The sequence below is a fragment of the gamma proteobacterium symbiont of Lampromicra miyakona genome, from assembly GCF_059730895.1.
This window is the reverse complement of sequence record NZ_AP035932.1, coordinates 3,837,528-3,860,666: the sequence shown is the minus strand read 5'-3', so window position 1 is coordinate 3,860,666 and position 23,139 is coordinate 3,837,528. Positions and strand designations below refer to the sequence as shown.

The 23,139-nt window shown below is 56.8% G+C and carries 14 protein-coding genes, 1 tRNA gene, 3 rRNA genes and 1 riboswitch; of the genes, 12 read left to right on the top strand and 6 right to left on the bottom strand.

The annotated features are described in order from the left end of the window. Positions 1 to 29: 29 nt before the first annotated feature. Positions 30 to 4,253, top strand: a complete 4,224-nt coding sequence (rpoC, locus tag AC6I8P_RS18150; RefSeq protein WP_058769982.1) for a DNA-directed RNA polymerase subunit beta' — start codon at positions 30 to 32, stop codon at positions 4,251 to 4,253. A 66-nt stretch (positions 4,254 to 4,319) separates the two neighbouring features. Here the strand turns inward: rpoC and AC6I8P_RS18145 are convergent, their stop codons facing one another. Then, positions 4,320 to 4,505 (bottom strand): DUF1127 domain-containing protein, encoded by a 186-nt coding sequence (locus AC6I8P_RS18145; RefSeq protein ID WP_058769981.1) that lies wholly within the window; start codon positions 4,503 to 4,505, stop codon positions 4,320 to 4,322. Positions 4,506 to 4,680: 175 nt separating this feature from the next. Between AC6I8P_RS18145 and AC6I8P_RS18140 the strand changes: the two genes are divergently transcribed. Next, positions 4,681 to 6,135 carry an aminotransferase-like domain-containing protein gene (locus AC6I8P_RS18140; RefSeq protein WP_222951400.1) on the top strand — a complete coding sequence of 485 codons (1,455 nt, stop codon included), beginning with the start codon at positions 4,681 to 4,683 and terminating at the stop codon, positions 6,133 to 6,135. Positions 6,136 to 6,297: 162 nt separating this feature from the next. Here AC6I8P_RS18140 and thiE read toward each other — a convergent pair whose 3' ends face one another. The 3 genes from thiE to rsd form a co-directional block, all read right to left on the bottom strand. Further along, positions 6,298 to 6,945, bottom strand: a complete 648-nt coding sequence (gene thiE / locus AC6I8P_RS18135; RefSeq protein WP_498031186.1) for a thiamine phosphate synthase — start codon at positions 6,943 to 6,945, stop codon at positions 6,298 to 6,300. Next, entirely contained in the window at positions 6,945 to 8,867 is a 1,923-nt protein-coding gene (gene thiC / locus AC6I8P_RS18130; protein WP_498030853.1) for a phosphomethylpyrimidine synthase ThiC, read from the bottom strand. Before thiC ends, thiE begins: the two co-directional genes overlap by 1 nt. 90 nt (positions 8,868 to 8,957) lie before the next feature. Then, positions 8,958 to 9,058: riboswitch (TPP riboswitch) on the bottom strand. 151 nt (positions 9,059 to 9,209) lie between these two features. After that, on the bottom strand, positions 9,210 to 9,716 hold the full coding sequence (gene rsd, locus AC6I8P_RS18125) for a sigma D regulator (RefSeq protein ID WP_275026825.1): 507 nt from the start codon (positions 9,714 to 9,716) through the stop codon (positions 9,210 to 9,212). A gap of 88 nt (positions 9,717 to 9,804) precedes the next feature. Between rsd and nudC the strand changes: the two genes are divergently transcribed. From nudC to AC6I8P_RS18095, 6 genes are all read left to right on the top strand, one after another. Then, complete coding sequence (gene nudC / locus AC6I8P_RS18120; protein ID WP_021508198.1) at positions 9,805 to 10,578, top strand: NAD(+) diphosphatase; 774 nt, start codon at positions 9,805 to 9,807, stop codon at positions 10,576 to 10,578. Positions 10,579 to 10,617: 39 nt separating this feature from the next. Further along, complete coding sequence (gene hemE, locus AC6I8P_RS18115) at positions 10,618 to 11,685, top strand: uroporphyrinogen decarboxylase (RefSeq protein WP_058769978.1); 1,068 nt, start codon at positions 10,618 to 10,620, stop codon at positions 11,683 to 11,685. 2 nt (positions 11,686 to 11,687) lie between these two features. Beyond that, complete coding sequence (gene nfi, locus AC6I8P_RS18110) at positions 11,688 to 12,356, top strand: deoxyribonuclease V (protein ID WP_058781855.1); 669 nt, start codon at positions 11,688 to 11,690, stop codon at positions 12,354 to 12,356. A 62-nt stretch (positions 12,357 to 12,418) separates the two neighbouring features. Further along, positions 12,419 to 13,009 carry a YjaG family protein gene (locus AC6I8P_RS18105; protein ID WP_031279834.1) on the top strand — a complete coding sequence of 197 codons (591 nt, stop codon included), beginning with the start codon at positions 12,419 to 12,421 and terminating at the stop codon, positions 13,007 to 13,009. Positions 13,010 to 13,197: 188 nt separating this feature from the next. Then, positions 13,198 to 13,470, top strand: coding sequence for a nucleoid-associated protein HU-alpha (gene hupA / locus AC6I8P_RS18100; protein ID WP_006121511.1), 273 nt, complete (start codon positions 13,198 to 13,200; stop codon positions 13,468 to 13,470). Between the two features lie 68 nt (positions 13,471 to 13,538). Then, positions 13,539 to 14,204, top strand: coding sequence for a DUF1481 domain-containing protein (locus AC6I8P_RS18095; protein WP_215786778.1), 666 nt, complete (start codon positions 13,539 to 13,541; stop codon positions 14,202 to 14,204). Between the two features lie 28 nt (positions 14,205 to 14,232). Here the strand turns inward: AC6I8P_RS18095 and purD are convergent, their stop codons facing one another. Continuing rightward, positions 14,233 to 15,513, bottom strand: a complete 1,281-nt coding sequence (purD, locus tag AC6I8P_RS18090; RefSeq protein ID WP_021508193.1) for a phosphoribosylamine--glycine ligase — start codon at positions 15,511 to 15,513, stop codon at positions 14,233 to 14,235. Positions 15,514 to 15,531: 18 nt separating this feature from the next. After that, on the bottom strand, positions 15,532 to 17,121 hold the full coding sequence (gene purH, locus AC6I8P_RS18085) for a bifunctional phosphoribosylaminoimidazolecarboxamide formyltransferase/IMP cyclohydrolase (protein ID WP_498030852.1): 1,590 nt from the start codon (positions 17,119 to 17,121) through the stop codon (positions 15,532 to 15,534). A 630-nt stretch (positions 17,122 to 17,751) separates the two neighbouring features. On the opposite strand from purH, the gene AC6I8P_RS18080 reads away from it, so the two are divergent. From AC6I8P_RS18080 to rrf, 4 genes are all read left to right on the top strand, one after another. Further along, positions 17,752 to 19,293 (top strand): 16S ribosomal RNA (locus tag AC6I8P_RS18080). An 86-nt stretch (positions 19,294 to 19,379) separates the two neighbouring features. Further along, a tRNA-Glu gene (locus AC6I8P_RS18075) sits at positions 19,380 to 19,455 on the top strand. A 342-nt stretch (positions 19,456 to 19,797) separates the two neighbouring features. Next, a 23S ribosomal RNA gene (locus AC6I8P_RS18070) occupies positions 19,798 to 22,702 on the top strand. Positions 22,703 to 22,924: 222 nt separating this feature from the next. Continuing rightward, positions 22,925 to 23,040 (top strand): 5S ribosomal RNA (gene rrf / locus AC6I8P_RS18065). Together the 16S, 23S and 5S rRNA genes with 1 tRNA gene alongside form the textbook arrangement of a ribosomal RNA operon. Positions 23,041 to 23,139: the final 99 nt, after the last annotated feature.

The following is a 23,139-nucleotide window of genomic DNA, read 5'->3' as shown; positions in this document are numbered from 1 at the left end:
GAGAGTTCCACTCCGACGGGAGCTAATCCGTGAAAGACTTACTTAAGTTTCTGAAAGCGCAAACTAAAACCGAAGAGTTTGATGCGATCAAAATTGCGCTGGCCTCGCCAGACATGATCCGTTCCTGGTCTTTCGGTGAAGTTAAAAAGCCGGAAACCATTAACTACCGTACCTTCAAGCCGGAGCGTGACGGTCTTTTCTGTGCCCGTATTTTCGGACCGGTAAAAGATTACGAATGCCTGTGCGGTAAGTACAAGCGTCTGAAACACCGTGGCGTGATCTGTGAGAAGTGTGGCGTTGAAGTCACGCAGACCAAAGTGCGTCGTGAGCGTATGGGCCACATCGAGCTGGCTTCGCCGACCGCGCACATCTGGTTCCTGAAATCACTGCCATCCCGCATCGGTTTGCTGCTGGATATGCCGCTGCGTGATATCGAGCGCGTGCTGTACTTCGAATCTTATGTTGTGGTCGAAGGCGGCATGACCAACCTGGAAAAACGTCAGATTCTGACTGAAGAGCAGTACCTTGACGCGCTGGAAGAGTTCGGTGACGAATTCGACGCGAAGATGGGTGCGGAAGCTATCCAGGCGCTGCTGAAAAATATGGATCTGGAGCAGGAGTGCGAGCAGCTGCGTGAAGAGCTGAACGAAACCAACTCCGAGACCAAACGTAAAAAGCTGACCAAGCGTATCAAGCTGCTGGAAGCGTTCGTGCAGTCTGGCAACAAGCCAGAGTGGATGATCCTGACCGTTCTGCCGGTATTGCCGCCAGATCTGCGTCCGCTGGTACCGCTGGACGGCGGTCGTTTCGCTACGTCGGATCTGAACGATCTGTATCGTCGCGTGATCAACCGTAACAACCGTCTGAAGCGTCTGCTGGATCTGGCTGCGCCAGATATCATCGTACGTAACGAAAAACGTATGCTGCAGGAAGCGGTAGATGCCCTGCTGGATAACGGCCGTCGCGGTCGTGCCATCACCGGCTCTAACAAGCGTCCTCTGAAATCTTTGGCCGACATGATCAAAGGTAAGCAGGGTCGTTTCCGTCAGAACCTGCTGGGTAAACGTGTTGACTACTCCGGTCGTTCGGTTATCACCGTAGGTCCATACCTGCGTCTGCATCAGTGCGGTCTGCCGAAGAAAATGGCACTGGAGCTGTTCAAACCGTTCATCTACGGCAAGCTGGAACTGCGTGGCCTCGCGACCACCATTAAAGCGGCCAAGAAAATGGTTGAGCGCGAAGAAGCGGTGGTCTGGGATATCCTGGATGAAGTGATTCGCGAACACCCGGTACTGCTGAACCGTGCACCAACCCTGCACCGTCTGGGTATCCAGGCGTTTGAACCGGTACTGATCGAAGGTAAAGCGATCCAGCTGCACCCGCTGGTGTGTGCGGCGTATAACGCCGACTTCGATGGTGACCAGATGGCTGTTCACGTACCGCTGACGCTGGAAGCCCAGCTGGAAGCGCGTGCGCTGATGATGTCTACCAACAACATTCTGTCTCCAGCGAACGGCGAGCCAATCATCGTTCCTTCACAGGACGTTGTTCTGGGTCTGTACTACATGACCCGTGACAAAGTGAACGCCAAAGGCGAAGGCATGGTGCTGACCGGCCCGAAAGAAGCTGAGCGTGTTTACCGCGCTGGCCAGGCCGAGCTGCATGCACGCGTTAAAGTGCGTATCACTGAATACAGCAAAAATGAGCAGGAAGAGCTCGTTGCGAAAACCAGCCTGATCGACACCACCATTGGTCGTGCGATCCTGTGGATGATCGTACCGAAAGGTCTGCCTTACTCCATCGTCAACCAGGCGCTGGGTAAGAAAGCGATTTCTAAGATGCTGAACACCTGTTACCGCATCCTGGGCCTGAAGCCGACCGTTATCTTTGCTGACCAGACCATGTACACCGGCTTTGCCTATGCAGCCCGTTCAGGTGCGTCAGTCGGTATCGACGACATGGTGATTCCTGCCAAGAAAGCAGAAATCATTGCAGAAGCCGAAGCGGAAGTGGCCGAGATCCAGGAGCAGTTCCAGTCTGGTCTGGTTACCGCGGGCGAACGTTACAACAAAGTCATCGATATCTGGGCTGCGGCTAACGAACGCGTATCCAAAGCGATGATGGATAACCTGCAGACCGAAACCGTGATCAACCGTCACGGCGAAGAAGAGCAGCAGGTTTCGTTCAACAGCATCTACATGATGGCCGACTCCGGTGCGCGTGGTTCTGCGGCACAGATTCGTCAGCTGGCAGGTATGCGTGGTCTGATGGCGAAGCCAGATGGCTCCATCATCGAGACGCCAATCACCGCGAACTTCCGTGAAGGTCTGAACGTACTCCAGTACTTCATCTCGACCCACGGTGCGCGTAAAGGTCTGGCCGATACCGCACTGAAAACGGCGAACTCCGGTTACCTGACCCGCCGTCTGGTTGACGTGGCGCAGGACCTGGTGGTCACCGAAGACGACTGTGGCACATTCGAAGGCATCATGATGACCCCGGTCATCGAAGGTGGCGACGTTAAAGAGCCGCTGCGTGAGCGTGTACTGGGTCGTGTGACGGCAGAAGACGTGCTGAAGCCGGGCACTGCGGACATCCTGATCCCGCGTAACACCCTGATCGATGAGCACTGGTGTGACGTGGTTGAACTGAACTCCGTGGACGCGATTAAAGTGCGTTCCGTGGTGAGCTGTGAAACCGACTTCGGTGTGTGTGCACACTGCTACGGTCGCGATCTGGCACGTGGTCACATCATCAACAAAGGTGAGGCCATCGGCGTTATCGCAGCACAGTCCATCGGTGAGCCGGGTACCCAGTTGACCATGCGTACCTTCCACATCGGTGGTGCGGCATCGCGTGCGGCAGCTGAATCCAGCATTCAGGTGAAGAACAAAGGTACTATCAAGCTGACCAACGCCAAGTCAGTAACCAACTCCTCCGGGAAGCTGGTTATCGTCTCGCGTAACGTTGAGCTGAAGATGATCGACGAGTTCGGTCGTACCAAAGAGAGCTATAAAGTGCCTTACGGTGCGGTCATGGCGAAAGGTGATGGCGAGCAGGTTGCCGCGGGCGAAACCGTTGCAAACTGGGATCCACACACCATGCCGGTTATCACCGAAGTGGGCGGTTTCATCCGCTTCACTGACATGATCGACGGTCAGACCATTACCCGTCAGACTGACGACCTCACCGGTCTGTCATCGCTGGTGGTACTGGATTCTGCAGAGCGTACTGCGGGTGGTAAAGACCTGCGTCCGGCACTGAAAATCGTTGATGCCAACGGCAACGACGTACTGATCCCGGGCACCGACATGCCGGCACAGTACTTCCTGCCAGGTAAAGCGATTGTGCAACTGGAAGATGGCGTGAAGATCAGCTCGGGTGATACCCTGGCGCGTGTTCCGCAGGAATCTGGCGGTACCAAGGACATCACCGGTGGTCTGCCACGCGTTGCCGACCTGTTCGAAGCGCGTCGTCCGAAAGAGCCAGCTATCCTGGCGGAGATCAGCGGTATCATCTCCTTCGGTAAAGAGACCAAAGGCAAGCGTCGTCTGGTGATCACCCCGGTTGACGGTAGCGATCCGTATGAAGAGATGATTCCGAAATGGCGTCAGCTCAACGTATTCGAAGGTGAACGTGTAGAACGTGGTGACGTCGTATCCGACGGCCCGGAGTCTCCGCACGACATCCTGCGTCTGCGTGGCGTCCATGCTGTGACCCGTTACATCACTAACGAAGTGCAGGAAGTTTACCGCCTGCAGGGCGTTAAGATTAACGATAAGCACATCGAAGTCATCGTGCGTCAGATGCTGCGTAAAGCAACCATCCTGAGCGCGGGTAGCTCGGAGTTCCTGGAAGGCGAGCAGGCGGAAGTCTCTCGTATCAAGATCTCCAACCGCGATCTGGAAGCGAACGGCAAAATCGGCGCGACGTACATGCGTGACCTGCTGGGTATCACCAAAGCCTCGCTGGCAACCGAATCGTTCATCTCTGCGGCATCGTTCCAGGAGACCACCCGTGTCCTGACCGAAGCAGCGGTAGCCGGCAAGCGCGACGAACTGCGCGGCCTGAAAGAGAACGTTATCGTGGGTCGTCTGATCCCGGCCGGTACCGGTTATGCTTACCACCAGGATCGTATGCGTCGCCGTCAGGCGGGTGAAGCACCGGTTGCACCGCAGGTGACTGCGGATGAAGCCTCTGCCAGCCTCGCTGAGCTGCTGAACGCCGGTCTGGGCGGTAGCGACGACGAATAATCGTCTGCTCTGCTGACCATGAAAAAACCCTGCCTCGGCAGGGTTTTTTTTCGTCTGAAATCCGCGTTATTTCTGATTGATATCCTGACGCGTCAGCCCGATGTCACGCAACTGCGCATCACTCAGGTGCGAAAGAATCTCCCGCGTTTCCCGTCTGGCCTGCCAGCGTTTGATTGCGCGCACGCCGCCACGAAAGATATCGAGTAAGGTCACGCTGAACGGTTTTGCCGCCCGGTTCTGATCGAATTCCATAATCCCAGCCCTCAGTATGATGTCTGAACAACATTTTCCCTCTGATGGCGAATTCAATACAGATTCAAAAATCACTTATCTTTAACATACAGATTGCGCCCGTACCGATCTGAATGGTAGAAATAGGCATCATCTGTACTGATTTTTGATCACTGTTAACGCAGCGAGGCACACAATGACGCGCTATCAACATCTGGCCTGTCTGCTTTCAGACCGTATTGAGCAGGGGCTGTATCGCAGCGGCGAACGCTTGCCCTCGGTGCGTACGCTCAGCATTGAGCACGGCGTCAGCATCAGTACCGTGCAGCAGGCTTATCATCTGCTGGAAGAGAAGCAGCTTATCGTGCCGCAGCCGCGTTCCGGCTATTTTGTCGCTACCCGTAAAGCCACGCCGCCGGTGCCGGCGATGACCCGACCCGTACAGCGTCCGGTTGAGATCACCCAGTGGGAATCGGTGCTGGAGCTGCTGAGCAGCCGCATTAATGGCGACGTGCTGCAGCTGGGCAGCGGCATGCCGGACCTGACCCAGCCGACGCTCAAGCCGCTGTGGAAAATCATGGGCCGCATGGCGCAGAAGCAGGACATTGATCAGCTCAACTACGACAGCCTGCTCGGCGTGGCAGCGCTGCGCGAGCAGATTGCGCGGCTGACAATTGACAGCGGCTGTCAGCTGACGGCGGAAGATATTGTCATCACTACCGGTTGCCATGAAGCGCTGTCGGTGTCGATTCGCGCCGTGTGCGAGCCAGGCGATATCATTGCCGTCGAGTCGCCAGCGTTTCACGGCACCATGCAGACACTGCGCGGTCTGGGCATCCGCGCCATTGAAATCCCTACCGATGCGGTCAGCGGGATCAGTCTTGAGGCGCTGGAGCTGGCGTTTGAGCAGTGGCCAATCAAAGCGGTGGTGGTGGTACCCAACTGTAATAATCCGCTTGGATTTATCATGCCGGAAGCGCGTAAGCGCGCGCTGCTGACGCTGGCGCAGCGCTTTGACGCGGCGATCATTGAAGATGATGTTTACGGCGAGCTGGCGTGGGAGTATCCGCGTCCGATCACCATCAAATCGCTGGATATGGATGGCCGCGTGCTGCTGTGCAGCTCGTTTTCCAAAACCCTGGCGCCCGGCTTGCGCGTGGGCTGGGTCGCGCCGGGACGCTATCGCGATCGCGTACTGCACATGAAATATATTGGCACCGGTTCGACGGCAACGCAGCCGCAGTATGCGGTCGCAGAGTTTATTCGTCAGGGCCATTACCTGCCGCATTTGCGCCGCATGCGCCATGTGTATCAGCGTAACTATGAGACGTTTAGCTGCTGGGTGCGCCACTATTTTCCCTGCGGTATTTGCGTCTCGCGGCCGCAGGGCAGTTTCCTGATGTGGATTGAGCTGCCGGAAGCCTTCGATGCGGTGCGGCTGAATGCGGAGCTGCGGGAGCTGAAAATCCAGGTGGCGGTCGGTTCGCTGTTTTCGGCGGCGGGTAAATATCGCAACTGCCTGCGCCTCAATTATGGTCTGCCAATGAATGAGCAAACCGAGCAGGCGATTGCCAGCCTTGGCGCAGCCGTGGAGCGTGCCATGCAGGCCTGCAGTGCCGAAACGCGCCATATCACCTCCCTGACAGAATAACGGTGGAAAGGCAGGGCCGGACAGAGAGTCGGGGAAGCCAGCCCTGGCCCGCTGCAAGCGACAGCGGGCAGGCTCACTTTAGCGATTGTCCCCGGTCGCGCCAGCCCTGACTGCTGCCGTTTGCGCGCCGTATTCGCGGATTTTTAGCGCCGTTGCAGTCAGTTACAACGCTTTTGCGACATGCTCTGGGGATTCTACCAGCGCCAGCAGCTGGCGGGTGGCCGCCTGCCAGTCTTCCGCCTGGGTAATCGCGCTGACCACGGCAATGCTGCCGACGCCAGTCGCCAGCACCTCCGGCACGCGTGCCAGCGAAATGCCGCCAATCGCCACGGTGGGAATATGCTGTAGCCGCGCCAGATGGCGCTTCAGCTCGGCAATGCCCTGAGGCGCAGAGGGCATCTCTTTGGTTTGTGTAGGAAAGATGTGGCCGAGCGCAATATAGGACGGACGCAGCGCCAGCGCGCGATCCAGCTCGGCGTCATCGTGTGTCGACAGACCCAGGCGTAAGCCGGCGTGGCGGATAGCGTCCAGGTCGGCCACATCCAGATCCTCCTGACCAAGATGCACACCATAAGCGTTGTACTTAATCGCTAAGCGCCAGTGATCGTTGATAAACAGCCGCGCACCGTACTGTTTGCCCAGGGCGATGGCATCGCGTACTGCGGCTTCAATCTGGCGATCATCGCCATCTTTGATGCGCAGCTGGAGGGTGCGCACGCCGGCTGCCAGCAGGCGTTCAATCCACAATACGCTGTCGACAACCGGATAGAGCCCCAGTTTTGGCGCGGTGGCAGGGAAGGCTTCAGTCATCATTTTTCCTCTTTCAGGGCATCGGCGGCGTGATACAGCTCGCCGCCACGGCTACGGAAGGCATCGGACATTTGCGCCATGCCCAGCGCTATCGGCTGGGCTTCAGCCTGCTGGCGGGCGGCAAATTCGCGCACTTCCTGGGTGATTTTCATTGAACAGAATTTGGGGCCGCACATGGAACAGAAGTGGGCCACTTTGCCGGATTCCTGCGGCAGGGTTTCGTCGTGATAGGCCCGCGCGGTATGCGGATCGAGCGCCAGATTAAACTGATCTTCCCAGCGGAACTCGAAGCGAGCTTTCGACATGGCATTGTCGCGGATCTGCGCGCCGGGATGGCCTTTAGCCAGATCGGCAGCGTGCGCGGCGATCTTGTAGGTAATCAGCCCCTGCTTAACATCCTCTTTATTCGGCAGGCCAAGGTGCTCTTTCGGCGTGACGTAGCACAGCATCGCGCAGCCAAACCAGCCGATCATGGCGGCGCCAATCCCGGAGGTGAAATGATCGTAGCCCGGCGCGATATCGGTCGTCAGCGGGCCCAGCGTATAAAACGGCGCTTCATGGCAGTGTTCCAGCTGCTCGGTCATATTGCGGCGGATCATCTGCATCGGCACGTGACCGGGGCCTTCAATCATGACCTGCACATCATATTGCCGGGCGATTTGCGTCAGCTCGCCTAAGGTACGCAGTTCGGCAAACTGGGCTTCGTCGTTGGCGTCCTGAATCGAGCCGGGACGTAAACCATCACCGAGCGACAGCGCGACATCATAGGCGGCGCAGATTTCACAGATTTCGCGGAAATGCTGGTAGAGGAAGTTTTCCTGATGATGTGACAGGCACCACTTCGCCATGATGGAGCCGCCGCGCGACACGATGCCGGTCAGCCGTTGTGCGGTCATCGGCACATAGCGCAGCAGCACGCCCGCGTGAATGGTGAAGTAATCAACACCCTGCTCAGCCTGTTCCAGCAGGGTATCGCGGAAAATGTCCCAGTTAAGATCTTCTGCAATACCGTTGACCTTTTCCAGCGCCTGATAGATTGGCACCGTGCCGATCGGCACCGGACTGTTGCGCAAAATCCACTCGCGCGTTTCATGGATATAGCGGCCGGTCGACAGATCCATCACGGTATCTGCCCCCCAGCGCGTGGCCCACACCAGTTTTTCCACTTCCTCTTCAATCGACGAACTTACCGCCGAGTTGCCGATGTTGGCGTTGACCTTCACCAGAAAATTGCGGCCGATAATCATCGGCTCCGATTCGGGGTGATTGATGTTGGCAGGAATGATGGCGCGGCCGCTGGCCACTTCGGCGCGCACGAATTCGGCGCTGATATTCTCCGGCAGCTGCGCGCCAAAGCCGTGGCCGGCGTGCTGCTGCAACAGCGTTGTGCTGCGGATACGCTCACGTCCCATGTTTTCGCGCAGCGCGATGAACTCCATCTCCGGCGTGATAATGCCCTGACGCGCATAGTGCAGCTGCGTGACGCGGCGACCCGCTTTGGCCTGGCGCGGCTGCGGCAGGTGTTCAAAACGCAGATGATCCAGCCCGTCATCTGCCAGCCGCTGCTGACTGTAGCTTGAGCTGAGTGCGCTGATGGTTTCGCTGTCGTTGCGTTCGGCGATCCAGCCGGCGCGCAATTTTGCCAGACCCTGATGCACGTTGATGGTCGCGTGGGGATCGCCATAGGCACCGGCGGTGTCATACACCGGCACCGGTTCATTTTCTGCGTATTGCGGATGATCTTTGCTGCCGCCGGTGTGCGTCGGGCTGAGCTGAATTTCGCGCATCGGGACGCGGATATCCGCGCGGCTGCCGCTGATCCAGATCCGTTTGGAGTTAGGGAAGGCGGTTCCCTGGAGCGAATCGATAAATTTTTGCGCCTGCGCGCGTTGTTCACGACGTGAGGTTTTAGCATCAGACATAGCAAGTTTCCTGAAAATAAGTGGAAGCTGCTTGTCCGGAGTCCGGAAGGAGTAACAGAAACGGTGCGGGCGCCTGACTGCACCGTGCTGATCACATCTACTCTTGTTCCCTTCGCAGGTACTAACCTGATCAGGTTCCGCGGATCCCGAATTAACGGTCTCAGCCCCTAAGGGCACTCCGACAAGTTTACGTTTTACGCGATAAGCGACTTTACTGACTGCTGCACGCTGCGCTTATATCGCAAAGTTTGATTGTGGATTGTCGTTAAAAAGACAATAAAAAAGCCCATTCAGCATAAAAGGGCTTTTCCTGAATAACAAGTCTTTTACAACTGCAGCGGTTCAGGCCGGACGAGCAATGGTGCTGTCATTGGCCACCGGCGGGCGCGCCAGCTGGTTATCCCAGGCGAGCTGAATCAGTTTGTCTTCCAGCGTAAAGCGTGACTCCAGCGCTTCGCCCACTTCTGACAGCGCCTGCTGGAAATCCACGCAGTTGTCGTCATTAATGGCCTGCTGCAGATGGCTGTCATACAGTTGCATCAGACGTTCAGTATTGCCTTCCAGCGCCGGATAGATCTGCGCTGCCGCAATCATCGGGCTGTCGCCGGACATCTCGTTGATAATGCGCTCGTAAACGCTGAAGTGGCCGGTAGAGAGATAGTCCACCAGACGATGGCAAAACGCATCCAGCGCCTGTTCATCCAGCGCGGTCAGCGCTTCTTTGTTCGGCTTCATGCCAATTAACTCGTAATAGGTGACGAGCAGCTGTCGACGGGCGCGCAACCATGAGTCGACTAATTCATTACCGCCACCTACACGCTCGGTCAGGTTATCTAACTGGGTAAGCATACGGGGCTCCAGGTGAGTTATAGTTGTTTATTACACACTTAACATCAGGATTTCAGCGTGCCATTTGACGCTAAGGACAACGATTAAGATGCAACGTGAGATCTCAAGCGTAGACGCTGGCTGGTGGATTGTCAGCTCCGCGCAGAAACTTTGGTTGCCGCAAGGCGAGTTGCCGCATGGCTTATCCGGCGAGTTTGGCCTGACCGGCAGCAGCGGCAGAGTGATTGGCGAGTGGCAGGGCGAAAACGTCTGGCTGGTATGCGAAGCGCGTCCGGACAATATGGCCTCGGTGCGCCAGCTGATTGACGAAGATGTCGGTCTGTTTCAGCTCGCCGGGCGCGGCGTGCAGCTGGCAGAGTTCTACCGTTCGCATCGCTGGTGCGGCTATTGCGGCCATGAAATGCAGCACAGCAAGCGCGAATTTGCCTGCCTGTGCAGCCACTGCCGCGAGCGCTACTACCCGCAAATCGCCCCCTGCATCATTGTGGCGATTCGTCGCGGTGAGGAGATCCTGCTGGCAAACCATGCACGCCATCGCAACAGCATCTACACCGTGCTGGCCGGTTTTGTCGAAGTCGGTGAAACGCTGGAGCAGGCGGTGGCCCGCGAGGTGATGGAAGAGAGCAACGTGCGGGTAAAAAATGTGCGTTACGTGACCTCGCAGCCGTGGCCGTTCCCGCACTCGCTGATGATGGCGTTCATGGCGGAGTACGATGGCGGCGAGCTGCAGCACGATGGTAAAGAGCTGCTGGATGCTGGCTGGTATCGCTACGACGATCTGCCCCTGTTGCCGCCGCCGGGCACCGTGGCGCGCCGGCTGATTGAAGATACGGTTGCGCTGTGTCGCGCCAGCGCGGCATGAAAATGCTACACTGCCGGCCTTAGCATGAGAGAGCCCATTATGAGTGAACTGAAGAACGATCGTTATCTGCGCGCCCTGTTACGCCAGCCGGTGGATATCACCCCGGTATGGATGATGCGACAAGCCGGGCGTTACCTGCCGGAATACAAAGCCACGCGCGCTGAGGCCGGTGATTTTATGTCGCTGTGTAAGAACGCGGAGCTGGCGTGCGAAGTTACCCTGCAGCCGCTGCGCCGCTATGCGCTGGATGCCGCGATCCTCTTCAGCGATATCCTGACCATTCCGGATGCGATGGGCCTGGGGCTCTACTTTGAAACCGGCGAAGGCCCGCGTTTCTCCCACCCCATCGCCTGCCGTGCCGATGTGGATAAACTACCGGTGCCGGATCCGGAGCAGGAGCTGGGTTACGTGATGAATGCGGTGCGCACCATCCGTCATAACCTCAAGGGCGAAGTGCCGCTGATCGGTTTCTCCGGCAGCCCGTGGACGCTGGCAACCTACATGGTAGAAGGCGGCAGCAGCAAGGCTTTCACCAAAATCAAGAAGATGATGTACGCCGAGCCGCAGACGCTACACGCGCTGCTGGATAAGCTGGCAGAGAGCGTGATCCTTTACCTCAACGCGCAGATTAAAGCGGGTGCGCAGTCGGTGATGGTGTTTGATACCTGGGGCGGCGTGCTGACCGGGCGCGACTATCGCGAGTTCTCACTCTATTACATGCACAAAATCGTCGACAGCGTGCTGCATGAGAACGAAGGACGACGCGTGCCCATCACCCTGTTTACCAAGGGCGGCGGCCAGTGGCTGGAAGAGATGGCGGCCACCGGCTGTGATGCGCTGGGTCTTGACTGGACCACCGATATTGGCGAAGCGCGGCGCCGCGTGGGCGATAAAGTCGCGCTGCAGGGCAACATGGATCCGTCTATGCTGTATGCACCCCCTGCACGAATTGAGCAGGAAGTGGCAGGGATTTTGGAAGGCTTTGGCGCAGGCGAAGGCCACGTCTTCAACCTCGGTCACGGGATTCATCAGGATGTTCCGCCAGAGCACGCTGGCGCGTTTGTGGAGGCGGTGCATCGGTTATCACGACCATATCATCAGGGATAAGCATGGATTTAGCCGCACTACGACAGCAACAGGTACAGCTCGCCGCCAGCGTGGTGCGGCAGGATGATTTTGACGTACTGCCGCCGCGCTTTATTGGCGGCGCCGATGTCGGTTTTGAACAGGGCGGCGAGGTAACGCGCGCCGCCCTGGTGATCCTCGAATACCCTTCATTAACGCTGGTGGAGCATCGCATCGCGCGTGTCGCGACCACCATGCCTTACATCCCCGGTTTTCTATCGTTTCGCGAAATTCCAGCCCTGCAGGCGGCGTGGCAGCAATTGTCGCAACGGCCCGATCTGCTGTTCGTCGATGGCCATGGCATCTCTCATCCGCGCCGGCTGGGCGTTGCCGCGCATTTCGGCTCGCTGCTGGATGTGCCGACTATCGGCGTAGCGAAAAAGCGCCTGTGCGGCCGTTTCGCTGAGCTGGATGCGGCACCGGGCAGTCGTCAGCCGCTGATGGATAAAGGCGAGCAGATTGCATGGGTGTGGCGCAGCAAGACGCGCTGCAATCCGCTGTTTGTCTCAACCGGCCACCGCGTCAGCCTCGATAGCGCACTGCACTGGGTTGAAGCCTGCATGGCTGGCTACCGCTTGCCGGAGCCAACGCGCTGGGCCGATGCCGTGGCGTCTGGCCGTCCCGCTTTTGTGAAGTGGCAAAATGCGCGCTAACGCTGTTTGTGCGCGGCTTTTGCGGTACACTGCCGCCAGCTAATCTACCGAGAGTAAGTTTGATGTTACAGAACCCCGTCCATTTGCGTCTGGCGAAGCTGGAAAGCTGGCAGCACATGACCTTTATGGCCTGTCTGTGCGAGCGGATGTTCCCCAATTACTGGGCCTTCTGTCAGCAGACCGAGTTTGCCGATCCGCAGCTCTATCGCCGCATTCTCGACCTGGTGTGGGAAAGCCTGACGGTGAAGGATGCCAAAATCAATTTCGACAGCCAGCTGGAGAAACTGGAAGCGGCGATCCCAAACGGTGACGACTTTGACGTTTACGGCGTGCACCCGGCGATTGACGCCTGCGTGGCGCTGAGTGAACTGCTGCACGCGCAGCTGAGCGGTGAAACGCTGGAGCACGCCATCGAAGTCAGCCGCACGTCGATCACCACCGTGGCCATCCTCGAAATGACCCAGGCCGGTCGCGAAATGAGCGACGAAGAGCTGCGTGACAACCAGGCGGTAATTGACGAATGGGACCTGCAGTGGGAGATTTTTCGCCTGCTGGCAGAGTGCGAAGAACGGGACCTGGAGCTAATCAAAGGGCTACGTGCAGACCTGCGTGAAGCCGGAATCAGTAACATCGGTATAATTTTTCAGCAATAAGGCGAGAAAACGTGACTTCAGGCCCGAATTACCGCGCCTGGAGGCTTCACATCAGCCCCCTGTCTGGTCTACATTTGGGGGGCTGAAAATTGTGGCTATCGGTGCGTGCAGGCTGAAGAGTGCCAGAATATGGCTTTTCCCTCGCACTCGTTGCTTAGCAAGCGATAAATACACTTTAAGGATAACTTATGAACAAGACTCAACTGATTGATGTGATCGCAGAGAAAGCGGACCTGTCTAAAACCCAGGCTAAAGCTGCGCTGGAATCTACCCTGGCTGCGATCACTGAGTCTCTGAAAGAAGGTGATGCTGTACAACTGGTTGGTTTTGGTACTTTTAAAGTGAACCACCGCGCTGAGCGTACCGGTCGCAACCCGCAGACTGGCAAAGAGATCAAAATCGCTGCAGCTAACGTGCCAGCGTTCGTCTCTGGTAAAGCACTGAAAGACGCTGTTAAGTAAGTTTTCCGCATCGCGGTTTAGCTTTAAAAGAGGGGCGATTTCGCCCCTTTTTGTTACCGGGGCCTGCTATGCTGAACATCTCTCCTCAGCGCCTCTGCGCCATCCTCCTCGGGGTATTACTCACCGGCTGCAGTACCACTCCCGATCTTCCGGCTTTCACCGCCAGCGGCTATCTGTCTGACCGTGGTACGGTGCGAATCTGGCGTAAAAACGGTGACCACGAAGCCGTCCATCTGCGTACTGTCTACACCCCTTTCAATGGCGATAGCCGGGAAACCACCGACTATATCTGGCAGGCGGATAAACTGCTGAGCGTGGAACGGCACGTCACTGGCCAGCAGCCGGACGACGTAACCCTGCGCTTCGACCATCAGGGCAACCTCAATTTTATGCAGCGACAGCTGGCTGGCCGGCGTGAAGCCGTCAGCGCCGACAGCGTCGAGCTGTACCGGTTTGACGCGCAGCGCATGCTGGCGCAGAGCAATGCACTGCTGAGTGGCCGGGTACTGTTGCGGCAGGGGCACTGGCAGGGCGGTACGCAGGTCCGTGACTGTGAGGGGCAGCAGGTGAATGTGGCGTTCGATCGCGACACGCTGGCGACGCTGTATCGACAGCAGCAGGGGCAGCAACAGCCGATTACCCTGTCGTGGCTGGAAGCGCCAGAGGGGATTCAGCTGCTGCGTGCCACGCCGGAAGATGAGTGCCGCTGGCAGCCGAAAGAGGCTGATTTTTAGCGGCGACCGGCTGGCCGCCGCCGGGGACTTACTTGCGGTTAATCGCGCGGTAACCGATATCATTACGGCAGAAGCTGCCGTTCCATGAGATGTGCTGCGCCAGCGCGTAGGCATTCTTCTGCGCTGCCGCCACATCTTCACCCAGCGCGGTCACGCACAGTACGCGACCGCCGCTGGTCACCACCAGATCATCTTTCAGGGTGGTGCCGGCATGGAATACCTTCCCGTCCGGTACGTCTTCCAGCGGCAGACCGTGGATCTGATCGCCCGTGTTGTAGTCGCCCGGATAACCGCCAGCGGCCAGCACCACGCCGAGTGACGGGCGCGGATCCCACTGTGACTGCTGCTGATCGAGCTTGCCGTCGACGGCGGCGAGGCACAGCGCGACCAGATCCGACTGCAGGCGCAGCATGATCGGCTGCGTTTCCGGATCGCCGAAGCGGCAGTTAAATTCGATCACCTTCGGCTGACCGGCTTTGTCGATCATCAGACCGGCATACAGGAAACCGGTGTAGGTGTTACCTTCCGCTTTCATGCCGTTGACGGTTGGCCAGATGATCTGATCCATCACGCGCTGGTGAATCTCATCGGTCACTACCGGCGCCGGTGAGTAAGCGCCCATGCCACCGGTGTTCGGGCCGGTGTCGCCGTCGCCAACACGTTTATGATCCTGGCTGGTGGCCATCGGCAGGACGTTATCGCCGTCCACCATCACGATGAAGCTGGCTTCTTCACCATCAAGAAACTCTTCGATGACGATGCGGTGACCTGCGTCGCCAAATGCATTGCCGGCCAGCATGTCCTGTACTGCCGCTTCCGCTTCGGCCAGCGTCATGGCGACGATGACGCCTTTACCCGCGGCCAGACCGTCCGCTTTGATGACGATCGGCGCGCCTTTCTCACGCAGGTAAGCCAGCGCCGGTTCCACCTCGGTGAAGTTCTGGTATTCCGCCGTCGGGATCTGCTGGCGGGCAAGGAAATCTTTGGTGAAGGCTTTTGAGCCCTCCAGCTGCGCGGCAGCCTGCGTCGGGCCAAAGATTTTCAGGCCGGCAGCGCGAAACGCATCGACTACGCCAATCACCAGCGGCGCTTCCGGTCCGACGATGGTCAGGTCGATGTTTTCCTGCTGCGCAAACGCCAGCAGTGCCGGAATATCGGTGGCGCTGATGGCCACGTTCTGCAGGGCCGGCTCCAGCGCGGTACCGGCGTTACCTGGCGCAACAAATACGGTTTCTGCCAGCGGCGACTGTGCTGCTTTCCACGCCAGCGCGTGTTCACGTCCACCATTACCAATCACTAAAATTTTCATCGTTACGGCTCCAGGCTATTAATGGCGGAAATGACGCATGTCAGTGAAGATCATCGCGATGCCGTGCTCGTCGGCGGCGGCAATCACTTCATCATCGCGGATGGAACCGCCCGGCTGGATCACACAGGTGATGCCCACTGCTGCTGCGGCATCAATGCCATCGCGGAACGGGAAGAAGGCGTCGGAAGCCATGGCGGAACCCTTCACCTCCAGTCCTTCGTCAGCGGCTTTGATGCCGGCAATTTTGGCAGAGTAAACGCGGCTCATCTGGCCCGCGCCAATACCGATCGTCATGTTGTCGCGTGCATACACAATGGCGTTGGATTTAACGAACTTCGCCACTTTCCAGCAGAACAGCGCGTCACGCAGTTCCTGTTCGGTCGGCTGACGTTGGCTGACAACGCGCAGCTGGCTGGCATCGACCATACCGAGATCGCGATCCTGAACCAGCAGGCCACCGTTGACGCGTTTGAAGTCGAGACCGGCCACGCGGCTCTGCCACTGACCGCACACCAGAACGCGGACGTTCTGTTTGGTTGCGGTCACGCGCAGTGCCGCTTCACTGGCCGATGGCGCAATAATGACTTCCACGAACTGACGGCTGATGATCGCCTGCGCGGTCGCTTCATCCAGCTCGCGGTTAAAGGCGATGATGCCGCCGAACGCCGAGGTCGGATCGGTTTTATAAGCGCGCTCGTAGGCGGCAAGAATTGAATCGCCTGCGGCGACGCCGCATGGGTTAGCGTGCTTGACGATAACGCAGGCTGGCTCGCTGAACTCCTTGACGCACTCCAGTGCCGCATCGGTATCGGCAATATTGTTGTAGGACAGCGCTTTGCCCTGCAGCTGCTGTGCGGTGGCGACCGACGCTTCGCTGACTTGTTCTTCAATATAGAAAGCAGCGTCCTGATGGCTGTTCTCGCCGTAACGCATATCCTGCTTTTTAATAAAGTTGAGATTCAGGGTGCGCGGGAAACGGCCGGCCGGCGCGGTGCTTTCGCCGTGATAGGCCGGTACCAGGCTGCCAAAGTAGTTGGCAATCATGCTGTCGTAAGCGGCGGTGTGTTCAAAGGCTTTGATGGCCAGATCGAAACGGGTTTCCAGCGTCAGGGAGTTTTCGTTGGCATCGAGCTCCGCGATGATCGCGTCGTAGTCACTGCTCTTCACCACGATCGCCACGTCTTTGTGGTTCTTGGCTGCCGAGCGCACCATGGTGGGACCGCCGATATCAATGTTCTCAACGGCATCTTCCAGGCTGCAGTCGGCTTTCGCCACGGTCTGGGCAAAGGGATAGAGGTTCACCACCACCATGTCGATAGGATTGATGGCGTGCTCGGCCATGATGGCATCATCGGTGCCGCGACGGCCCAGAATGCCACCGTGCACTTTTGGGTGCAGCGTTTTGACGCGTCCATCCATCATTTCCGGGAAACCGGTGTAGTCAGAAACTTCCGTGACGGGCAGGCCGGCATCTGCCAGCAGGCGCGCGGTGCCACCTGTGGAGAGCAGCTCAACACCACGATGGGAGAGGGCCTGAGCAAATTCGAGGATACCGGCTTTGTCAGAGACACTGAGCAGAGCGCGGCGTACAGGACGACGTTGTTGCATGGTGGTTTTATCCCTTGGCTTTGTTTCGCGTAAATAAGAGCGTTACATCAGGCTTAACTTTCTCTCTCTATATATAGAAGAGAACATTTACCTCAGGTAACGCCCCAAAAGGGGCATCCTTGACGTCGCGGGGCATTGTAGCGAAAACGTTTGCGCGATGCTCGCCTAAATTTATTACCGGCTGCAGATGTGGATAACTTTGTGTGTAACCGGGTATAAGGCGGGGTTTTGCTGTGGAATGCAGCGAACGGTTGTTTTTATTGAATTTAGCGGTTGCGCGTGCCGAACAACTCCCTATAATGCGCCTCCATCGACACGGCACAACGACTTACGGAATGCGGTGTAGACAGGAAGCTTCGTTAAGAACTTCCGCCGGAGAAAAACGCTGAAAAAAGTGTTTGACTCTGAAGGAGGAAAGCGTAATATACGCCACCTCGCGACAGCAGGCCGAACGCCGCGTCGCACCGCTCTTTAACAATTTATCAGACAATCTGTGTGGGCACTCGCAGGATTGATATCACAAGCCTACGGGCTTTAAAAAATATCAAGTCTTTGCTGAGTGAACACGTAATTCATTACGAAGTTTAATTCACAGAGCATCGCTGCACTCGTTGCAGCAAATCAAACTTTAAATTGAAGAGTTTGATCATGGCTCAGATTGAACGCTGGCGGCAGGCCTAACACATGCAAGTCGAACGGCAGCACAGAAGAGCTTGCTCTTTGGGTGGCGAGTGGCGGACGGGTGAGTAATGTCTGGGAAACTGCCCGATGGAGGGGGATAACTACTGGAAACGGTAGCTAATACCGCATAACGTCGCAAGACCAAAGTGGGGGACCTTCGGGCCTCACACCATCGGATGTGCCCAGATGGGATTAGCTAGTAGGTGGGGTAATGGCTCACCTAGGCGACGATCCCTAGCTGGTCTGAGAGGATGACCAGCCACACTGGAACTGAGACACGGTCCAGACTCCTACGGGAGGCAGCAGTGGGGAATATTGCACAATGGGCGCAAGCCTGATGCAGCCATGCCGCGTGTATGAAGAAGGCCTTCGGGTTGTAAAGTACTTTCAGCGGGGAGGAAGGCGGTGAGGTTAATAACCTTGCCGATTGACGTTACCCGCAGAAGAAGCACCGGCTAACTCCGTGCCAGCAGCCGCGGTAATACGGAGGGTGCAAGCGTTAATCGGAATTACTGGGCGTAAAGCGCACGCAGGCGGTCTGTTAAGTCAGATGTGAAATCCCCGGGCTTAACCTGGGAACTGCATTTGAAACTGGCAGGCTTGAGTCTCGTAGAGGGGGGTAGAATTCCAGGTGTAGCGGTGAAATGCGTAGAGATCTGGAGGAATACCGGTGGCGAAGGCGGCCCCCTGGACGAAGACTGACGCTCAGGTGCGAAAGCGTGGGGAGCAAACAGGATTAGATACCCTGGTAGTCCACGCCGTAAACGATGTCGACTTGGAGGTTGTGCCCTTGAGGCGTGGCTTCCGGAGCTAACGCGTTAAGTCGACCGCCTGGGGAGTACGGCCGCAAGGTTAAAACTCAAATGAATTGACGGGGGCCCGCACAAGCGGTGGAGCATGTGGTTTAATTCGATGCAACGCGAAGAACCTTACCTGGCCTTGACATCCAGAGAACTTAGCAGAGATGCTTTGGTGCCTTCGGGAACTCTGAGACAGGTGCTGCATGGCTGTCGTCAGCTCGTGTTGTGAAATGTTGGGTTAAGTCCCGCAACGAGCGCAACCCTTATCCTTTGTTGCCAGCGGTTCGGCCGGGAACTCAAAGGAGACTGCCGGTGATAAACCGGAGGAAGGTGGGGATGACGTCAAGTCATCATGGCCCTTACGGCCAGGGCTACACACGTGCTACAATGGCGCATACAAAGAGAAGCGACCTCGCGAGAGCAAGCGGACCTCATAAAGTGCGTCGTAGTCCGGATTGGAGTCTGCAACTCGACTCCATGAAGTCGGAATCGCTAGTAATCGTAGATCAGAATGCTACGGTGAATACGTTCCCGGGCCTTGTACACACCGCCCGTCACACCATGGGAGTGGGTTGCAAAAGAAGTAGGTAGCTTAACCTTCGGGAGGGCGCTTACCACTTTGTGATTCATGACTGGGGTGAAGTCGTAACAAGGTAACCGTAGGGGAACCTGCGGTTGGATCACCTCCTTACCTGAAGATACTTTCCCGCGAAGTGCTCACACAGATTGTCTGATAGAAAAGTAATGAGCAAAGCGTCTTACGAAAGAGACTTCAGTGTCCCCTTCGTCTAGAGGCCTAGGACACCGCCCTTTCACGGCGGTAACAGGGGTTCGAATCCCCTAGGGGACGCCACTTGCTGGTAATGAGTGAAAGGCGTTACCGATAATACTTCAGAGTGTGCTGATTAAGCATGCTGCGAAGTATTTGCTCTTTAACAATCCGGAACAAGCTGAAAATTGAAACGACACGTCGTATTCATTCTCCGTAATAAGAATGAAATTTACGGTGTGTTCGAGTCTCTCAAATTTTCACACCCCATGTGGAATGCAGGAATCAACGAGCATGGAAAAAGGCAAGGCGCATCGGCGCACAGCCAGCGGAGCGTACTGACGTACGTGAGCATGGCGAGCACCGCTGCAACGCAGCATTTTTCCGGCGCAGTGATTCCGGACATGAAACGTCTGTGGGTTGTGAGGTTAAGCGACTAAGCGTACACGGTGGATGCCCTGGCAGTCAGAGGCGATGAAGGACGTGCTAATCTGCGAAAAGCGACGGTAAGGTGATATGAACCGCTACAGCCGTCGATGTCCGAATGGGGAAACCCGGTGCACTCTGTGCATCATCGTTTGATGAATACATAGTCAAACGAGGCGAACCGGGGGAACTGAAACATCTAAGTACCCCGAGGAAAAGAAATCAACCGAGATTCCCCCAGTAGCGGCGAGCGAACGGGGAGCAGCCCAGGACCTGAATCAGCTTGTGCATCAGTGGAAGCGTCTGGAAAGTCGCGCGATACCGGGTGACAGCCCCGTACACGAAGATGCATGAGCTGTGAGTCCGACGAGTAGGGCGGGACACGTGGTATCCTGTCTGAACATGGGGGGACCATCCTCCAAGGCTAAATACTCCTGACTGACCGATAGTGAACCAGTACCGTGAGGGAAAGGCGAAAAGAACCCCGGCGAGGGGAGTGAAACAGAACCTGAAACCGTGTACGTACAAGCAGTGGGAGCCTACCTGTTAGGTGACTGCGTACCTTTTGTATAATGGGTCAGCGACTTATATTCTGTAGCAAGGTTAACCGCATAGGGGAGCCGAAGGGAAACCGAGTCTTAATTGGGCGTTAAGTTGCAGGGTATAGACCCGAAACCCGGTGATCTAGCCATGGGCAGGTTGAAGGTTGGGTAACACTAACTGGAGGACCGAACCGACTAATGTTGAAAAATTAGCGGATGACTTGTGGCTGGGGGTGAAAGGCCAATCAAACCGGGAGATAGCTGGTTCTCCCCGAAAGCTATTTAGGTAGCGCCTCGTGAACTCATCTCCGGGGGTAGAGCACTGTTTCGGCTAGGGGGCCATCCCGGCTTACCAACCCGATGCAAACTGCGAATACCGGAGAATGTTATCACGGGAGACACACGGCGGGTGCTAACGTCCGTCGTGAAGAGGGAAACAACCCAGACCGCCAGCTAAGGTCCCAAAGTCATGGTTAAGTGGGAAACGATGTGGGAAGGCACAGACAGCCAGGATGTTGGCTTAGAAGCAGCCATCATTTAAAGAAAGCGTAATAGCTCACTGGTCGAGTCGGCCTGCGCGGAAGATGTAACGGGGCTAAACCATGCACCGAAGCTGCGGCAGCGACACTATGTGTTGTTGGGTAGGGGAGCGTTCTGTAAGCCGCTGAAGGTGTGCTGTGAGGCATGCTGGAGGTATCAGAAGTGCGAATGCTGACATAAGTAACGATAAAGCGGGTGAAAAGCCCGCTCGCCGGAAGACCAAGGGTTCCTGTCCAACGTTAATCGGGGCAGGGTGAGTCGACCCCTAAGGCGAGGCTGAAAAGCGTAGTCGATGGGAAACAGGTTAATATTCCTGTACTTGGTGTTACTGCGAAGGGGGGACGGAGAAGGCTAGGTTATCCGGGCGACGGTTGTCCCGGTTTAAGCGTGCAGGTGTGAAGACCAGGCAAATCCGGTCTTCTTTAACACTGAGGCGTGACGACGAGCCGCCACGGCGGTGAAGTAACTGATGCCCTGCTTCCAGGAAAAGCCTCTAAGCTCCAGGTAACACGAAATCGTACCCCAAACCGACACAGGTGGTCAGGTAGAGAATACCAAGGCGCTTGAGAGAACTCGGGTGAAGGAACTAGGCAAAATGGTGCCGTAACTTCGGGAGAAGGCACGCTGGCGCGTAGGTGAGGGGACTTGCTCCCGGAGCCGAGGCCAGTCGAAGATACCAGCTGGCTGCAACTGTTTATTAAAAACACAGCACTGTGCAAACACGAAAGTGGACGTATACGGTGTGACGCCTGCCCGGTGCCGGAAGGTTAATTGATGGGGTTATCCGCAAGGAGAAGCTCTTGATCGAAGCCCCGGTAAACGGCGGCCGTAACTATAACGGTCCTAAGGTAGCGAAATTCCTTGTCGGGTAAGTTCCGACCTGCACGAATGGCGTAATGATGGCCAGGCTGTCTCCACCCGAGACTCAGTGAAATTGAAATCGCTGTGAAGATGCAGTGTACCCGCGGCAAGACGGAAAGACCCCGTGAACCTTTACTATAGCTTGACACTGAACATTGAGCCTTGATGTGTAGGATAGGTGGGAGGCTTTGAAGCGTGGACGCCAGTCTGCGTGGAGCCAACCTTGAAATACCACCCTTTAATGTTTGATGTTCTAACGTAGGCCCGTGATCCGGGCTGCGGACAGTGTCTGGTGGGTAGTTTGACTGGGGCGGTCTCCTCCCAAAGCGTAACGGAGGAGCACGAAGGTTGGCTAATCCTGGTCGGACATCAGGAGGTTAGTGCAATGGCATAAGCCAGCTTGACTGCGAGAGTGACGGCTCGAGCAGGTGCGAAAGCAGGTCATAGTGATCCGGTGGTTCTGAATGGAAGGGCCATCGCTCAACGGATAAAAGGTACTCCGGGGATAACAGGCTGATACCGCCCAAGAGTTCATATCGACGGCGGTGTTTGGCACCTCGATGTCGGCTCATCACATCCTGGGGCTGAAGTAGGTCCCAAGGGTACGGCTGTTCGCCGTTTAAAGTGGTACGCGAGCTGGGTTTAGAACGTCGTGAGACAGTTCGGTCCCTATCTGCCGTGGGCGCTGGAGAATTGAGGGGGGTTGCTCCTAGTACGAGAGGACCGGAGTGAACGCACCGCTGGTGTTCGGGTTGTCATGCCAATGGCACTGCCCGGTAGCTAAGTGCGGAAGAGATAAGTGCTGAAAGCATCTAAGCACGAAACTTGCCCCGAGATGAGTTCTCCCTGACCCTTTAAGGGTCCTGAAGGGACGTTGAAGACGACGACGTTGATAGGCCGGGTGTGTAAGCGCAGCGATGCGTTGAGCTAACCGGTACTAATGACCCGTGAGGCTTAACCTTACAACGCCAGAGGCGTTTTAAGCCGAGAGACCGGAGAATTTTCAGCCTGTGACGGATAAAGAATCAGCTTTGTTCTGCGGACGCGAGTCCGGAGGATTTTGCGCTGAGGCGAGGCGGCAAGCGAAGGAAAGGAAGGAGCATACAGGAGTATGTGACTGACTTTGCGAGCGCGGCCAACGCGGCATCAGTGCGAAAGACGCGGGACAGGGCACAAAGAATTTGCCTGGCGGCAACAGCGCGGTGGTCCCACCTGACCCCATGCCGAACTCAGAAGTGAAACGCCGTAGCGCCGATGGTAGTGTGGGGTCTCCCCATGCGAGAGTAGGGAACTGCCAGGCATCAAACCAGTGAAGAAGCCCCGGACGAGAGTCCGGGGCTTTTTTACGTCCGTACTCCGGCAAATTTCCCGCTAAAAACCCCTCCATAACGACTTATTT

Bases quoted from the DNA above. Each gene is read 5' to 3' on its own strand.
- nfi (WP_058781855.1), top strand. From the start codon at position 11,688: ATGGATTTAGCCGCACTACGACAGCAACAGGTACAGCTCGCCGCCAGC.
- AC6I8P_RS18140 (WP_222951400.1), top strand. From the start codon at position 4,681: ATGACGCGCTATCAACATCTGGCCTGTCTGCTTTCAGACCGTATTGAG.
- hemE (WP_058769978.1), top strand. From the start codon at position 10,618: ATGAGTGAACTGAAGAACGATCGTTATCTGCGCGCCCTGTTACGCCAG.
- AC6I8P_RS18095 (WP_215786778.1), top strand. From the start codon at position 13,539: ATGCTGAACATCTCTCCTCAGCGCCTCTGCGCCATCCTCCTCGGGGTA.
- thiE (WP_498031186.1), bottom strand. From the start codon at position 6,945: ATGACTGAAGCCTTCCCTGCCACCGCGCCAAAACTGGGGCTCTATCCG.
- nudC (WP_021508198.1), top strand. From the start codon at position 9,805: ATGCAACGTGAGATCTCAAGCGTAGACGCTGGCTGGTGGATTGTCAGC.
- AC6I8P_RS18105 (WP_031279834.1), top strand. From the start codon at position 12,419: ATGTTACAGAACCCCGTCCATTTGCGTCTGGCGAAGCTGGAAAGCTGG.
- purD (WP_021508193.1), bottom strand. From the start codon at position 15,513: ATGAAAATTTTAGTGATTGGTAATGGTGGACGTGAACACGCGCTGGCG.
- thiC (WP_498030853.1), bottom strand. From the start codon at position 8,867: ATGTCTGATGCTAAAACCTCACGTCGTGAACAACGCGCGCAGGCGCAA.
- AC6I8P_RS18145 (WP_058769981.1), bottom strand. From the start codon at position 4,505: ATGGAATTCGATCAGAACCGGGCGGCAAAACCGTTCAGCGTGACCTTA.
- rsd (WP_275026825.1), bottom strand. From the start codon at position 9,716: ATGCTTACCCAGTTAGATAACCTGACCGAGCGTGTAGGTGGCGGTAAT.
- purH (WP_498030852.1), bottom strand. From the start codon at position 17,121: ATGCAACAACGTCGTCCTGTACGCCGCGCTCTGCTCAGTGTCTCTGAC.
- hupA (WP_006121511.1), top strand. From the start codon at position 13,198: ATGAACAAGACTCAACTGATTGATGTGATCGCAGAGAAAGCGGACCTG.